Source organism: Pseudomonas glycinae, assembly GCF_001594225.2.
In the GTDB taxonomy this organism is placed as follows: domain Bacteria; phylum Pseudomonadota; class Gammaproteobacteria; order Pseudomonadales; family Pseudomonadaceae; genus Aquipseudomonas; species Aquipseudomonas glycinae.
In genome coordinates, this window is record NZ_CP014205.2 from 1,188,422 (window position 1) to 1,203,247 (window position 14,826).

The 14,826-nt window shown below is 62.0% G+C and carries 15 protein-coding genes and 2 pseudogenes; 8 read left to right on the plus strand and 9 right to left on the minus strand.

All coding sequences use genetic code 11. The features are described from left to right. The first annotated feature begins 2 nt into the window (after positions 1-2). Positions 3-275, plus strand: coding sequence for a hypothetical protein (locus AWU82_RS05425; protein ID WP_064380896.1), 273 nt, complete (start codon positions 3-5; stop codon positions 273-275). A gap of 24 nt (positions 276-299) precedes the next feature. Here AWU82_RS05425 and AWU82_RS05430 read toward each other — a convergent pair whose 3' ends face one another. The 3 genes from AWU82_RS05430 to AWU82_RS05440 all read right to left on the minus strand — a co-directional run bounded on the left by AWU82_RS05430 (position 300) and on the right by AWU82_RS05440 (position 1,939). Beyond that, positions 300-467, minus strand: a complete 168-nt coding sequence (locus AWU82_RS05430) for a metallothionein (RefSeq protein ID WP_074689145.1) — start codon at positions 465-467, stop codon at positions 300-302. A 524-nt stretch (positions 468-991) separates the two neighbouring features. Beyond that, a complete protein-coding gene (locus AWU82_RS05435) occupies positions 992-1,447 on the minus strand; it encodes a DMT family transporter (RefSeq protein WP_039770319.1) in 456 nt (151 codons plus the stop codon). A gap of 3 nt (positions 1,448-1,450) precedes the next feature. Beyond that, positions 1,451-1,939: a DMT family transporter gene (locus AWU82_RS05440; RefSeq protein ID WP_039770247.1), complete on the minus strand. Its 489-nt coding sequence runs from the start codon at positions 1,937-1,939 to the stop codon at positions 1,451-1,453. Between the two features lie 110 nt (positions 1,940-2,049). On the opposite strand from AWU82_RS05440, the gene AWU82_RS05445 reads away from it, so the two are divergent. After that, positions 2,050-2,985: a LysR family transcriptional regulator gene (locus tag AWU82_RS05445; RefSeq protein WP_064380899.1), complete on the plus strand. Its 936-nt coding sequence runs from the start codon at positions 2,050-2,052 to the stop codon at positions 2,983-2,985. 138 nt (positions 2,986-3,123) lie between these two features. On the opposite strand, the gene ctpM is transcribed toward AWU82_RS05445, so the two are convergent. After that, positions 3,124-4,806 carry a methyl-accepting chemotaxis protein CtpM gene (gene ctpM / locus AWU82_RS29680; RefSeq protein ID WP_064380901.1) on the minus strand — a complete coding sequence of 561 codons (1,683 nt, stop codon included), beginning with the start codon at positions 4,804-4,806 and terminating at the stop codon, positions 3,124-3,126. A 216-nt stretch (positions 4,807-5,022) separates the two neighbouring features. Continuing rightward, the gene (locus AWU82_RS05455) at positions 5,023-6,339 is read right to left on the minus strand and encodes a Na+/H+ antiporter family protein (protein ID WP_064380903.1); all 1,317 of its coding nucleotides are present in this window, start codon (positions 6,337-6,339) and stop codon (positions 5,023-5,025) included. 1,499 nt (positions 6,340-7,838) lie between these two features. Between AWU82_RS05455 and AWU82_RS29520 the strand changes: the two are divergent. After that, positions 7,839-7,895 (plus strand): annotated as a pseudogene (locus tag AWU82_RS29520) (hypothetical protein); the annotation flags it as partial. A 201-nt stretch (positions 7,896-8,096) separates the two neighbouring features. Beyond that, positions 8,097-8,801, plus strand: coding sequence for a methyl-accepting chemotaxis protein (locus AWU82_RS29525; RefSeq protein ID WP_409348357.1), 705 nt, complete (start codon positions 8,097-8,099; stop codon positions 8,799-8,801). Between the two features lie 66 nt (positions 8,802-8,867). Here AWU82_RS29525 and AWU82_RS05465 read toward each other — a convergent pair whose 3' ends face one another. The 4 genes from AWU82_RS05465 to AWU82_RS05480 are packed head-to-tail and all read right to left on the minus strand — an operon-like array spanning position 8,868 to position 11,469. Continuing rightward, positions 8,868-10,181 (minus strand): sensor histidine kinase, encoded by a 1,314-nt coding sequence (locus AWU82_RS05465; protein WP_064380907.1) that lies wholly within the window; start codon positions 10,179-10,181, stop codon positions 8,868-8,870. Next, positions 10,178-10,846 carry a response regulator transcription factor gene (locus AWU82_RS05470; protein ID WP_011335105.1) on the minus strand — a complete coding sequence of 223 codons (669 nt, stop codon included), beginning with the start codon at positions 10,844-10,846 and terminating at the stop codon, positions 10,178-10,180. Before AWU82_RS05470 ends, AWU82_RS05465 begins: the two co-directional genes overlap by 4 nt. 3 nt (positions 10,847-10,849) lie before the next feature. Beyond that, positions 10,850-11,161 (minus strand): PepSY domain-containing protein, encoded by a 312-nt coding sequence (locus AWU82_RS05475; RefSeq protein WP_011335106.1) that lies wholly within the window; start codon positions 11,159-11,161, stop codon positions 10,850-10,852. After that, the gene (locus AWU82_RS05480) at positions 11,161-11,469 is read right to left on the minus strand and encodes a PepSY domain-containing protein (RefSeq protein ID WP_011335107.1); all 309 of its coding nucleotides are present in this window, start codon (positions 11,467-11,469) and stop codon (positions 11,161-11,163) included. The genes AWU82_RS05475 and AWU82_RS05480 overlap by 1 nt, the downstream gene beginning before the upstream one ends. 146 nt (positions 11,470-11,615) lie before the next feature. Between AWU82_RS05480 and AWU82_RS05485 the strand changes: the two genes are divergently transcribed. The 4 genes and pseudogenes from AWU82_RS05485 to codB all read left to right on the plus strand — a co-directional run bounded on the left by AWU82_RS05485 (position 11,616) and on the right by codB (position 14,825). Then, entirely contained in the window at positions 11,616-12,695 is a 1,080-nt protein-coding gene (locus AWU82_RS05485) for a patatin-like phospholipase family protein (protein WP_064380909.1), read from the plus strand. 86 nt (positions 12,696-12,781) lie between these two features. Then, on the plus strand, positions 12,782-13,138 hold the full coding sequence (gene queD, locus AWU82_RS05490) for a 6-carboxytetrahydropterin synthase QueD (protein WP_007955941.1): 357 nt from the start codon (positions 12,782-12,784) through the stop codon (positions 13,136-13,138). 85 nt (positions 13,139-13,223) lie between these two features. Then, positions 13,224-13,358 (plus strand): annotated as a pseudogene (locus AWU82_RS05495) (alpha/beta fold hydrolase); the annotation flags it as partial. Between the two features lie 195 nt (positions 13,359-13,553). After that, on the plus strand, positions 13,554-14,825 hold the full coding sequence (codB, locus tag AWU82_RS05500; protein WP_064380911.1) for a cytosine permease: 1,272 nt from the start codon (positions 13,554-13,556) through the stop codon (positions 14,823-14,825). The last annotated feature ends 1 nt before the right edge of the window (position 14,826 follow it).

A 14,826-nucleotide genomic window follows, 5' to 3' on the forward strand; every position in this document is an offset into this window, starting at 1 on the left:
ACATGACAACCATCAACAGCCCGGCGCACCTGGACTACGGCCTGGACACCCTCTTCGGCCGCATCACCAAAAGCGTCGACTGCCCGGTTGGCCTGGAACCCGTCGAAAACGACCCCTACCGCTTCGCCCTGCGCGTCCCGCCCCCCTTGCCGGAAGACCTCGAAAAGGCCAAAACCATCGTCGTCAACGTCGAAGGCCGCCGCCTGCATGGCAACGTCCGCCACACCGAACGCCTGGACGACGACAGCCTGAAACTGGAAGTGGAGCCTGACTAGGCTCCACCTTTTCAATACCCGAGATTACTTGGGATGCGCACACTGACACCCCTTGCCCGAACACTCCTCACCACTTTTGTGATGATGCGCACAAGCCTCACAGCAATAATGCTTACCGTGCGCCACATAAGAATGCTCACCCTCCTTGATCGTGCAACGACATCCCGGACAATCGCATTTTCTATCTGCCATGAAACAGACTCCTCTGGTGGTGGTTGCCTGAGGCCGAAAGAACAGCCGTGCTACCAGTGTAGAACGTGAAAACCACCTAACCTCCCACCCCACCCCACACCACTCACCAGTCACCAGTCACCAGTCACCAGTCACCAGTCACCAGTCACCAGTCACCAGTCACCAGTCACCAGTCACAACGATGAGCGTTAGCTCGAGTACCGCTTTTGACGTGCCGGCCCCATCGGCAGGCTGAGTGGAGGGATTTATCCGGGGGTGGGCGCGTAGCGCCGTTCGACGAAGTCGAACACATCGAGAGGAGGTGCAGCGAAGCAAACCGGAGGCGATGCCCCCGGATGAATCCCGTAACGAAGGAACCCCGAGCCCCAGCGAGGGGCCGAACGCCGGGGCCCAGACCTTTGGTTACTTTGGGGCGTTTGCCAAAGTGACTCGCTGTAAGAGCGAAACCGCCAGCAGCCGCACCCGAAGAAACGGATATACACGCAAAACGAACAAAAGCCTGGTCGGCCCAAAGGCCGCCACGCTCAAACAGCCTGCCGCACGCTACTGCGATACATGAACACCAACGCCAGCCCCAAACAAACCATCGCCAAAACCCGACTCGAAGACAACTCAATAGCGGGATTCCCCAACCACCCAAAATTATCAATCAACATCCCCATCCCCAACTGCCCGACAATCACCGCCACCGTCGCCACAGCCGCACCAACGCGCGGCACTGCGCCAACCATGACCATCATGTAAACCACACCGAACAGCGCCCCACTCAACTGCCACTTCGGCACCTCCAGCAAACTCACCGCCTGAGCAGGCTCAAAAAACAAAATCAACAACCCCGTAGAAACGGCGCCGACGACAAACGTCAACAAACTGCTGCGCAACACCCCAACGGTTTCCCCAAGACGCCCATTGATCGCCGCCTGAACACTCAACACCGCACCGGCCAACACCACCACCGCCAACAAAATAACCAGACTCATCACTCACCCCCGCGCAATCAAAACCAAAGCCGCCACAATCAACCCCAACGCCAGCCAACGTTCGGCATTGACCTTCTTGCGCGTAGCCCCAAACCACCCGAAATGGTCGATCAACACACTTTTGCCAACCTGCCCAGACAGAATCGCAATCATCGTCATCGCAATCCCGATATGCGGCGTCGCCAGCGTCAACACCACCACATACATCGGCCCCAGAAACCCGCCGATCAACTGCCAGCGCGGCAGATCCGTCAGCGCCGGCCCCTTCTGTGGCCCCGCAAACAGCAACAGCAAAAACAGAATCGCCGAGCCGACTCCGAAGATGCTCAAGGTCGCCCACAAATGCCCGACCTGCTCACCCAACGGCCCCAGCAACCCGGCCTCCACCGACAAACCCATGCCGGCCAGAATCACCAGCGGCAACAGCAATAAACGCAAACCCGGCCGGGCGACCGGGGCCGGCGCGGCACTCACTTCATCAAACGACTGCATCCAAAAAACCTCTGAAGAAACGGTGGCATGGATTATCGGCTGGCGCAGCTGTGCGATAAATGGGAGCATCCGGACAACACTTTTGCGCAACTCGCACAGCAGGACAAACGATGCACGGGCTCAACGAACTGGGATTCAAGGCGCTAAGGCTGTTTGTGGCGGTGCTCGACCACGGCAGTTTTTCCGAAGTCGCCCGCCGCGAGGGCGTAGCGCCCTCCTCGATCTCCCGGCAGATCCAGTTGATGGAGCAGGCGCTGAACCAGCAACTGCTCTACCGCCACACCCGCGCGGTGACGCCGACCGAAGCCGGACGCATGCTCGGCCACCACGCGCGGCTGGTGCTTGTGCAGCTGGAAGAAGCCGAACAGGCGTTGCAGGAACAGCAAAGCGAACCGACCGGCCTGGTGCGGATCAACGCCCCGGTGGTGTTCGGCCAGCGCCACCTGACGCCATGGCTGGGCCGTTTGTGCGAGCGTTATCCGAAGCTGCAACTGGATATCCAGCAGACCGACCACTACATCGATCCGCTGCAGGAAGGTGCCGATCTGCTGTTTCGCATCGGCCCGCTGCACGACTCGAGCATGCAGGCGCGGATCCTCGCGCCGCACCGCTTTCAGGTCGCGGCCAGCCCGGCGTATATCAAGCGTTTCGGCGCGCCCCGGCATCCCGAAGACCTCGCCCGCCATCAATGCCTGGCCTACAAGGGCGCGGCCGGCTTGCAGCGCTGGTTCTTCCGTCAGGATCAGGGCGAGTGGACGCCGTATGCAGTCAAGGGCCCGATCACCGGTAACCACGCGGACACGTTGACTCAAGCCGCTGTGCAAGGGCTGGGGCTGGTGATGTTTCCGTCATGGCTGATCGGTGAGGCGGTGCGTGAGGGCACGCTGGTGCCGGTGCTGAAGGATTATCAGGTGTCGAACAGTGTCGAGCCGCAGCAGATTGCGGTGCTGTGGCCGGGGAGCCGGCGGTTGTCGGTGAAGGTGCGGACGGTGATTGATTTCTTTATTGAGTGTTTTGGAGAGGTGCCGTATTGGGACAGCCCCTAAATACTCAAGCACCACACCCCCTGTGGGAGCTGGCTTGCCAGCGATGAGGCCGGCAAATCCGGCATTGATATTGACTGACTTGCCGCCATCGCCGGCAAGCCAGCTCCCACAGGGTTTTGTGTCTGGACCAAGGTAGCTTCAGATACGGAACTGGCCGACCAGCTTGCCCAACCGCTGCCCCAACTCCGCCAGACTGCGCGAGGTCTGCGCCCCCAACTGTGTCTCATCCGCCACGTTATCCACCGCCACCGCAATCTGGTGCACGCTGCGGTTGATCTCTTCCGCCACCGCCGTCTGCTCTTCAGCGGCACTGGCAATCTGCGCGTTCATCGAGTTGATGGTCGCAATCAGATCCGCCATCGCATCCAGCGACGCCCCCGCCTGATTGGCCTGCGCCGAAGTACCATCACCCGCCTCGCTGGAACGGCGCATGGCCTCGACCGCCGACTGCGTCCCCGCCTGCAAGCGGTCGATCATGCCCTGAATTTCCTGAGTGCTGATCTGCGTGCGCGAAGCCAGCGCCCGCACTTCATCCGCCACCACCGCAAACCCGCGCCCGGCCTCGCCGGCCCGCGCCGCTTCAATCGCAGCATTGAGCGCCAGCAGGTTGGTCTGTTCGGCGATCGAGCGAATCACCCCGAGCACGCCGACAATCGACGACACGTCCTGTTGCAGGCTGTCGAGGGACACACCGCTGCTGCGGATGTCGTCCACCAGCGCATGAATCTGCTTGATGCTGCCGGCCACCACGCGCTTGGCGGTCTGGCCTTCTTCGTCGGTCTGCTGCGCGGCGACGGCGGCGTTCTGCGCGCTCTTGGCGACTTCCTGCGCAGCGGCGGACATTTCGTTGATCGCCGTGGCGACCTGATCGGTTTCGTGGCGCTGACGTTCCATGGCCTGATCAGAGCGCTGGGCCTGATCCGACACTTGCGTCACCAGCCCGGTCAGTTGCGAAGTCATTTCGGTGATCTGCCGCACAAGACCATGGATCTTGTCGACGAAACGGTTGAACGAGCCGGCCAGTTCGCCGAGTTCGTCCTGGCTGGTGATGGTCAGACGCCGGGTCAGGTCGCCCTCGCCCGCCGCGATGTCATCGAGGTTGGCTTTCATCAGGGTCAGCGGTCGCAGGATGGTGTTGGCCAGCAGCATCCCCGCCGCTGCGATCACCAGCAGCACCACCACCGCCACGCCGACGATGCTCAGCACCACGCCCTGCATGCGTTCCTGCACCTTGGCCTCGACCACCGCCACTTGCGCTTCGATGCCATCAAGGTTGACCGAAGTACCGACCGCCATGTCCCACTTCGCCAGGTATTCGGTGTAACCGAGTTTCGGCACCAGCACTTGCGCGTTGCCCGGCAGCGGCGAGCTGTATTGCAGGTAGTGAGTGCCGTCCTTCGCGACTTTCACCAGGTCGCGGTTGACGTAGACGCCGTTCGGGTCGCGGTTGTCCTTGAAGCTTTTGCCCACGCCTTCGGGGTCGTTGGCCTTGAACAGGCGCACGGTCTCGGAGTCGTAGCCGAAGAAGTAGCCGTCCTTGCCGTACTTGATGCTCGACAGCAGCTTGATCACCTGCGCCCGCGCCTCGGCGTCACCGGGAGCGGCAGCGTCGTACAACGGTTTGATGGTAGTCATGGCCACGGCGACGTAGCTGGCCAGGGTGGCCTTGGCGTCGCCGAGCAGGCGTTCGCGGGTCTGCTGGACTTCATTGCGCGCCTGTTCCTGGAGGATGAACAGCGTGGTCAGGCTGATCACCAGCGCAAAGAGCAAAACCGGAAGGACGGCAAGGGACAGGACTTTAGCCTTGAGACTCAGGCGCATGGGGGCTCACTCTTTTGGTTTTATTGGCGTGGTTAAAGGCTTTAACGGCACGCGAAACCAAAAGTTGAGGTTTACCTCAGATCGTTCCCACGCTCTGCGGCCGATCGTTCCCACGCTCTGCGTGGGAATGCAGCCCGGGACGCTCCGCGTCCCAAAGCGTGACGCAGAGCGTCACAAGAGGCGTTCCCACGCAGAGCGTGGGAACGATCACGGGAGTTAAAGGACCATCGCGGCCACCCAGCCAAACGCCAGCAGCGGCAGGTTGTAGTGCAGGAAGGTCGGAACCACGGTGTCCCAGATGTGGTGATGCTGGCCGTCGATGTTCAGACCGGAGGTCGGGCCGAGGGTCGAGTCCGAGGCGGGCGAACCGGCGTCGCCCAGGGCACCGGCCGTGCCGACGATGCAGACAATGGCGATCGGGCTGAAGCCCAGTTGCACGCAAAGCGGCACGAAAATCGCCGCCAGAATCGGCACCGTGGAAAACGACGAGCCGATGCCCATGGTCACCAGCAGCCCGACCAGCAGCATCAGCAAGGCACCGATGCCCTTGCTGTGATTGATCCACGACGCCGAAGACTCGACCAAAGTCTGTACCTCGCCAGTGGCCTTCATCACTTCGGCGAATCCGGAAGCGGCGATCATGATGAAGCCGATCATCGCCATCATCTTCATGCCTTCGGTAAACAGGTCGTCCGTCTCGCGCCATTTGACGATGCCCGACGCCGAGAAGATCAGGAAACCGGCCAGCGCCCCGATAATCATCGAATCCAGCAGCAACTGAATAATGAAGGCTGCGGCAATGGCGACACCGGCGATCAACAGGCTTCGCGGGTTGTACTGCACCGCCACCTGCTCGACCTGCTCGATTTTCCCCAGGTCGTAGACGCGCTTCTTGCGATAACTGATAAAGGCGATGCCCAGCCCCACCAGCATGCCCAGCGCCGGAATGCCCATGGCATGGGTGACGTTGATCCCGCTGATGTCCACGCCACTGCGGGCAACGTTGGCCAGCAGGATCTCGTTGAGGAAAATGTTGCCGAAGCCCACCGGCAGGAACATGTACGGCGTGATCAGGCCGAAAGTCATGACGCAGGCGATCAGGCGTCGGTCCAGTTGCAGCTTGGTCAGTACATAGAGAAGCGGCGGCACCAGCAGCGGAATGAACGCAATGTGAATCGGCAGGATGTTCTGCGACGCGATCGCCACCACCCACAGCAGGCCGATCAGCAGCCATTTGACGCTGCCGCCACCGGTCGCATGCTGACGATCGACCATCGCCAGGGCCTTGTCGGCCAGCGCGTGGGCCAGGCCGGACTTGGCAATCGCCACGGCGAAAGCGCCGAGCAACGCGTAGGACAACGCCACCGTCGCCCCGCCACCCAGGCCACTGTTGAAGGCCTTGAGCGTGGCGTCGATGCCCAGACCACCGGTCAGGCCACCGACCAGCGCACCGACGATCAATGCGATCACCACATGCACCCGGGACAGGCTGAGGATCAGCATGACGCCGACCGCAGCAATCACTGCATTCATTTCACTACCTCGAAAACACGACGGTGAAGCCATTCACCGCCAGACAGAATGAGTCCGGCCGACAAGCCACGAAGGTCGCCAGCGGATTTGCATAGAGGGTCTTATTAGAAGGGCGCGCACTGTGCCGCAGCGCGGGCGCAGTGTCAAAGCGACGGGTCGCAACACTGTGTAACTTTCCATGATCAATGCGCTGAACAGGGCATATGCGCCACAACATGCGTCAATTCGCCCTATTGCATTTACGCCGTAAAGAAAGCCGAAACGCGGCCGTTACATTGCAAAGTCTCAGATATTTATCGAATAAGGACGTTTCCATGTCACTCAGACAACTTTCCATCCAATGGAAAATCACCCTGCTCGCCGGGCTCTGCCTGGCCGGTATCGTGACCCTGTTGGTGGGTCTTTCGCTGTATCGCATGGAGCACAGTTCCGAACTGGTGAAAGCTTCGAGCATGGAAATGCTCACCGAATCGGCCCAGGCCCGCATCGAATCCCAGGGCGAAGTCCAGGCGGCGGGCATTCGCCAGCAATTCATGGACGCCTATCAATATGGCCACGGTTTCTCGCGTCAGGTGCTGTTCCTGCGCGAACAGGCCGAGAAGCGCTTCCTCGATGCCTTCGACCTGCGCGAAGACATGACCCGTCAGGTGAAATCGGCCTTGCAAGCCAATCCGGATCTGCTCGGTCTGTCGCTGGTGTTCGAGGCCAACGCGCTGGACGGCAAGGACGAGCTGTTTGCCGGCCAAGCTGAACTGGGCAGCAACGACAAGGGCCGCTTCGCCCTGTACTGGTCGCAGCCGACCCCGGGCAAGGTGACCTCGATGGCCCTGCCGGAAAGCGACATGACCGACACCAGCACCGGCCCCAGCGGCCAGGCCGCCAACGCATGGTTCACCTGCCCCCGCACCACGCTCAAGCCGTGCGTGATCGAACCCTATTTCTATGTGATCGACGGGCAAAAGGTGCTGATGACCAGCATCGTGTTCCCGCTGATGGTCAACGGCAAAGTCATCGCCTCGCTGTCGGTGGACATCAACCTCAACAGCCTGCAAGCGATCAGCCAGAACGCCAGCAAAAAGCTCTACGACGGCCAGACCGCCGTGAGCATCGTCAGCCCCGCCGGCCTGCTCGCCGGTTACAGCCCGGACGCCAATAAACTCAGCCAGCGCCTGGATGCCGTGGACACCACCAGCGGCGCCGAACTGCTGCGTCTGCTCGCCTCGAACCAAACCGTCAGCAGCCTGCACAGCAACGCGCAACTGAAAGTGCTGTCGCCGTTCCAGCCGATTCCCGGCGGCCCGTCGTGGGGCGTGCTGCTTGATGTGCCGGAGAAAGTGCTGGTGGAGCGCGCCGAAGCGCTCAAGCAACAACTGGATGCCAGCAACACGTCGGGTACCCTGATCGAACTGAGCCTGGGCGTACTCGCGGCGCTGATCGGCCTGTTGCTGGTGTGGCTGATGGCGCGCAGCGTGACCAAACCGATCCTCGGCGTGGCCCACATGCTGGAAGACATCGCCAGCGGCGAAGGCGACCTGACCCGGCGTCTGGCCTATGACAAGAAGGACGAGCTTGGCCAGTTGGCCGGCTGGTTCAACCGCTTTCTCGACAAGCTGCAACCGATCATCGCCGAGGTGAAACGCTCGGTGCAGGATGCGCGCAACACTGCCGATCAGTCTTCCGCGATCGCCACCCAGACCAGCGCCGGCATGGAGCAGCAATACCGTCAGGTCGATCAGGTCGCCACCGCGTCCCACGAAATGAGCGCCACTGCCCAGGACGTGGCCCGCAGCGCTGCGCAAGCCGCCGAAGCCGCCAAAGACGCCGACCGCGCCACCCGTCAGGGCCTGACCGTGATCGACCGCACCACCGCCAGCATCGACACCCTCGCCGCCGACATGAGCGCGGCGATGGTGCAAGTCGAAGGCCTGGCCGCCAACAGCGAGAAGATCGGCACCGTGCTGGAAACCATCCGCGCCATCGCCGAGCAGACCAACCTGCTGGCCCTGAACGCCGCCATTGAAGCCGCCCGTGCCGGTGAAGCCGGACGCGGCTTTGCGGTAGTCGCCGATGAAGTACGCAACCTCGCCCGCCGCACCCAAGAGTCGGTTGAAGAAACCCGTCAGGTCATCGAGCAACTGCAGAACGGCACCCAGGACGTGGTCGGCTCGATGGGCAACAGCCATCGTCAGGCTCAGGGTAGCGTTGAACAGGTCGGTCAGGCCGTGACCGCGCTGCGCCAGATCGGCGATGCGGTGACGGTGATCAGCGACATGAACCTGCAGATCGCCAGCGCTGCCGAAGAACAGAGCGCGGTGGCCGAAGAGATCAACAACAACGTGGCGACGATTCGTGATGTGACGGAGTCGCTGTCGGGGCAGGCGAATGAATCGGCGCGGGTGAGTCAGTCGCTCAATAGCCTGGCGAATCAGCAGCAGAGCTTGATGGATCAGTTTCGGGTCTAGGGTTCATCGCAAAGTCCCTGTGGGAGCCCGCCTGGCTGCTCCCACAGGTTTGTGGAATGACGGAAATCAGCGTTTAGGCAATTCGATCACCACCTTCAAACCGCCCCACTCACTCTCACCCAACACCAGCAACCCACCCCAGGTGTCGACGATGTCGCGCACAATCCCCAGGCCCAAGCCATGCCCGTCGGTCTGCTCGTCCAGTCGCGTACCACGACTGAACACCTGAGCACGCTGCAATTCGGGAATCCCCGGCCCGTCATCTTCAACGTTCAGGGCGAAGCCATCCGTACGCTCGACCACGCTCAGCCGCACCTCGGCATCGGCCCATTTGCAGGCGTTGTCCAGCAGGTTGCCGAGCAACTCCAGCAGGTCCTCACGATCCCACGGCAATTGCAGGCCCGGCGGCGCCACATAACTCAGCTCCAGATGTTCGCCGTGGATCATGTTCAACGTCGACAACAACCCCGGCAGTTCGGCGTCGCAATCAAACAGTGCTCCCGGCAACGCATCGCCGGACAGGCGCGCACGATTGAGCTCACGGTTCAGCCGTTGCTGAACCTGCTCCAGTTGTTCCTTGAGAATCTTGCGCAGCTCCGGGTGTGCATCGAGCCTTTCACTCGACGCCAGACTGAGCAGCACTGCCAAAGGGGTTTTCAGCGCATGCCCGAGATTGCCCAGCGCATTGCGCGAGCGCTTGAGGCTGTCTTCGGTGTGCGCCAGCAAGTGGTTGATCTGCGCCACCAGCGGCTCCAGTTCCGCCGGCACTTGTTCATCGAGTTGTGAACGCTGGCCCTGCTGCAACTGGGCGATCTGCTCGCGGGCCTTTTCCAGCGGCCGCAAGGCGCGGCGAACGGTCAGACGTTGCAACAACAGAATCAGCAGCAACCCGGCCAGCCCGAGGCCAAGGCCGATCTGGCGCATGCGCTGGAAACTCTCGCGCACCGGCGTGTAATCCTGGGCCACGCTGATGGAAATCGACTGACCGAGCCGTCGATAGTCCGAGCGCAACACCAGCAGTTGCTGACCGTCCGGCCCCAGTTGCAGGTTGCTGTGCAGGCCGGAGCGTTCGAGAAGCGGCAGATCCTGATCCCACAGCGAGCGGGAGCGCCAATGGCTGTCGGCGAAATCGATACGGAAGTAATGCCCGGAAAACGGTCGCTGATAGGCCGGCGACAAGTGCCGCTCATCCAGCTGCAAGCCTTGCGGCCCGCGAACCAGCGCCACCAGCAGGCTCTCGCTGTCGTTACGCAAGCCGGCTTCGAGATAGCGCTGCAATCCGACTTCAAACAGCCACAGACTGGTTTGCGCCAGCAGTACGCCGACGACCACCAGCACGCTGATCAACCCCAGGCTCAAGCGGCGCTGGATCGATCTCACGAAGCCTGTCCGCCAAACAGATAACCCTGACCACGACGGGTTTCGATGACGCTCTTGCCGAGCTTGCGCCGCAGATGATTGACGTGGACTTCAAGCACGTTGGAATCGCGTTCGGTCTCACCGTCGTAGAGGTGTTCGGCGAGGTGGCTTTTGGAGAGGATCTGTTCCGGGTGCAACATGAAGTAGCGCAACAGACGGAATTCGGCGGCGGTCAGCTGAATGTCGGCACCGTCGCGCACGACACACTGGCGGCCCTCGTCCAGGTGCAGCCCGGCGGCCTTGAGCGTCGGCTGGTTGGCCTGGCCCTTGGAGCGGCGCAGCAGCGACTGAATGCGCAAATACAGCTCTTCCGGGTGAAAGGGTTTGGTCAGGTAATCATCGGCGCCGGCCTTCAGACCTTCGATACGCTCGGCCCAGGAATCGCGGGCGGTGAGGATCAGCACCGGAATCGTCAGACCGCCGGCGCGCCATTGCGCCAGCACCTCAAGCCCTGGCACGCCGGGCAAACCGAGGTCGAGGACGATCAGGTCGTAGGGCTCGCTGCTGCCCTGGTAGACCGCGTCGCGCCCGTCCGCCAGCCAGTCCACCGCGTAGCCCTGACGTTGCAGGCCGGCGAGCAGTTCGTCGGCCAGCGGTACGTGGTCTTCCACCAGAAGCAAGCGCATCGGTCAATCTTCCTTGTCTTTCACGAGTTCGCCGGTGTCGGCCTTCAGATGCAGCTCACGGGCCACACCTTCGACGGTCAGCAACTCGACTTCATAAATGTAGACGTCGTGTTTTTCTTCCAGCTCGACTTCCAGCAGTTTCGCGCCGGGATAACGGTCCATCGCCTGCTGCAATACCTGCTCCAGCGGCAGGATCACGCCCTGCTTGCGCAGATTGAGGGCTTCGTCGGGACCCAGGTCGCGGGCCATGGCCGTCGAGCAAAACATCACCAGCGCCAATGCTGTACAGCGGGTGGCACGAACATTCACCTTCATTACGTATCCTGATGATCCTTGAGCACTTGCCCGCTCACCGCGTCCAGTTCCAGATCCCATTCCAGGCCCTGCGGATCACGCAGTTCGATCTGGTAGATGTACTTGCCGTACTGCTCTTCCAGCTCGGTGTCGGTGATCGTTGAACCCGGGTGTTTGGCCAGCGCGGTGGCGTTGAGCTTCTCGAAGGAGACGATAGTACCAGCGTCGCGCAGACGCAGGGCTTCATCCGGGCCGAGATCGCGGGCGTGAACGGTGCTGGCGGCGAGGCCGATGATCGAGGCGAGGGTCAGGGCAGTCAGGGTTTTCATGGTGTCTCCGTATTTTTATGTATTGCTACGGGCGGCACCTTAACGGTGCGAACTTAACTGAAACTGAATGGCCATCATTGGGCCTGCTCCTGCAGTCACGGCAACATGTGCTTATAATCTTTCGCTTGCTAACGATCGAGACCGGTATGACCGCCATCCACATCAAGTTTCCTGCCCTCACCCTCAAGGCCGGCCCCCGGGCCATGGCGCGCATTCGTGCCCAAGGCCTGAACGCCGCCGACGTCGGCACCCTGCCCGGCGCTGCCGGTGGGCCGAAGGCGCTGGGGATTCAGGGGCTGGATCTGGCGTTGTTCGGCGAATGGTTGCCGGCGGCGCCACGCGAGCGTTCGCTGATCGGTGCGTCGGTGGGCTCCTGGCGCTTCGCCAGCGCTTGTCTGCCGGACGCCGCCGAAGGCATCCGCCGCCTCGGTCATCTGTACACCGAGCAGAACTTCAACAAAGGCGTGACCATTGCCGAGGTCAGCCGCAGCTCGCGACGCATGCTCGATGACTTGCTCGACGGACGCGATGCCAGCCTTTTGACCAACGCCCATTACCGCTTGAACATCATGGTGGTCAAAAGCCACGGCGGGCTGGCGGACGACCATCGCGGCCGGCTCGGGCTGGCGCTGGGCTCGGTGATCGCCGACAACCTGCGGGGCCGCGCGCGGCTGTCGCGGCACTTCGAACGGCTGATCATCCACGACCCGCGCCTGGCGCCGCCGGTGCATGCGCTGAATGACTTCCCGTCACGTTTCGTCGCCCTCGATGCCGGCAACCTGCGTCAGGCGCTGCTGGCGTCCGGCTCGATCCCGATGGTCATGGAAGGCGTGCGCGACCTGCCGGGCGCCGGTGCCGGCACGTTCCGCGACGGCGGTCTGCTGGACTATCACCTCGACCTGCCCTACAGCGGCGACGGCATCGTGCTCTATCCGCACTTCACCGACCGGGTGATCCCGGGCTGGTTCGACAAGACCCTGCCGTGGCGCAAAGCCTCGACCGAGCGCTTGCAGGACGTGCTGTTGCTCGCACCGTCGAAGGAATACCTGGCGCGCCTGCCCTACGGCAAACTCCCCGACCGTAACGACTTCAAACGCTTCATGGGCGATGCGCCGAGCCGACAGAAATACTGGCGCGCGGCGATGGACGAAAGTCGCCGATTGGGTGATGAGTTCCTTGAACTGACTGCCAATGGTCGCCTCGCCGAGCGCTTGCTGACCCTTTAGTCAGCACAGCCGAAGACAAGCTGGTAAACTCGCCGCCTGCCCGAATTCGCTGCGGCGAACGCCATCTGAACAGAGCTGAAATCACTGTGGAAATCTTCAAGGAATTTACGTTCGAATCCGCCCACCGCCTGCCCCACGTACCGGACGGCCACAAGTGCGGACGCCTGCACGGTCACTCGTTCAAAGTGGCGATTCACCTGAGCGGCGACCTCGATCCGCACACGGGCTGGATCCGTGATTTCTCCGAGATCAAGGCGATTTTCAAGCCGCTGTACGAGCGTCTCGACCACAACTACCTCAACGACATTCCGGGCCTCGAAAACCCGACCAGCGAAGTGCTGGCCAAATTCATCTGGAATGAATTGAAGCCCCTGCTGCCGGAACTCAGTGCGATCCGCATCCACGAGACCTGCACCAGCGGTTGCATCTATCGCGGCGAGTGAATCCCGCGACACAAAAAAACCACCGAGACCGGTGGTTTTTTTACGCCTTTGCTTTTTGGCTCGAACCCGCCAAGAGGACAGGCCCATGACGGACTGGCTGCTGGATCAGGTCTTTGATTTCAACGGGCGACAGATTCGCCGCGGCGTGCGCGGCGACGGCCCGCCTCTGATATACGTGTACGGCACGCCCTTCTCGTCTTACGTGTGGCACCGCATCGCGGCGCTGCTGCGGTTCCTCTGATCAATCCCGTCCCCCCGTGGCAACAGCTCTGCTCCCACATGGTTCGGTACGGCGCCCGATGCACTGCTTTCGCGCCGATCATCCGGGTCTCGTCTATAAATACCCGCAACATCGCGTTTGGCACGACCGCTGCAACCACTTCGCGTCCTCCCCTTTCCAGCAAGGAACGCCCCCATGACGCAAAACGATCCCGGCAACGATTACCCCCTCAGTGAAGTGCCGATGCACGCGCGCAAAGGCCTGGCCTCCACGGCGATGGTGCTGCTGGGCTTCACCTTTTTCACCGCGACCATGTTTGCCGGCGGCAAGCTCGGCGTGGCGTTCAACTTCGGCGAAATGCTCGCCGTCATCGTCATCGGCAACCTGCTGCTCGGCGTGTACGCCGCAGGCCTGGGTTACATCGCCTTCAAGAGCGGGCTGAACTCGGTGCTGATGGGGCGCTTCTGTTTTGGCGAAGTCGGCAGCAAGCTCAGCGACCTGATCCTCGGGTTCACCCAGATCGGCTGGTACGCCTGGGGCACCGCGACGGCGGCGGTGGTGCTGGGCAAGTATTTCGACTTGAACGAAGCCACGGTGCTGGGCCTGATGGTGCTGTTCGGCCTGGTGTTCTGCGCCACAGCGTATATCGGTTATCGCGGCCTGGAGATCCTGTCGTACATCGCGGTGCCGGCTATGATGTTGCTGCTGATGCTGTCGATGTGGGTCGCGACTGTGAAAGTCGGCGGCCTCGACGGATTGCTCAGCGTCGTGCCCAGCGGTTCGCTGGACTGGTCGACCGCCATCACGCTGGTGTTCGGCACCTTCGTCAGCGGCGCGACCCAGGCCACCAACTGGACGCGTTTTTCCCGTTCGGCAAGGGTCGCGGTGCTGGCCAGCCTGATCGGCTTTTTCATCGGCAATGGCCTGATGGTGCTGATCGGCGCCTATGGCGCGATCGTCTACCAACAGCCCGATGTGGTTGAAGTGCTGCTGTTGCAGGGCTTTGCCATGGCGGCGATGGCGATGCTGTTGCTGAACATCTGGAGCACCCAGGACAACACCATCTACAACTTCGCCGTCGCCGGCTGCAACCTGCTGCGCACCGGGCGCCGCAAGACCGTGACCCTGGCCGGCGCCGTGATCGGCACGGCACTCGCGTTGCTGGGCATGTACGACATGCTGGTGCCATATCTGATCCTGCTCGGCACGGTGATCCCGCCGATTGGCGGCGTGATCATGGCGGACTTTTTCTTCCGCTGGCGCGGGCGTTATCCGCGTCTGGCCGACGCACGGTTACCGGCGTTCAACTGGCCGGGGCTCGCGGCTTACGCGGCCGGAACCGTCGCCGCGTTCGGCTCGCCGTGGGTCGCGCCGCTAGTGGGGATCGCCGTTGCCGCGTTAACGTATATCGCAGTGACCGGTCTGCTCGGCGCCCGCAACGCGGCCGCCCCTCTACAAGATCTATAAA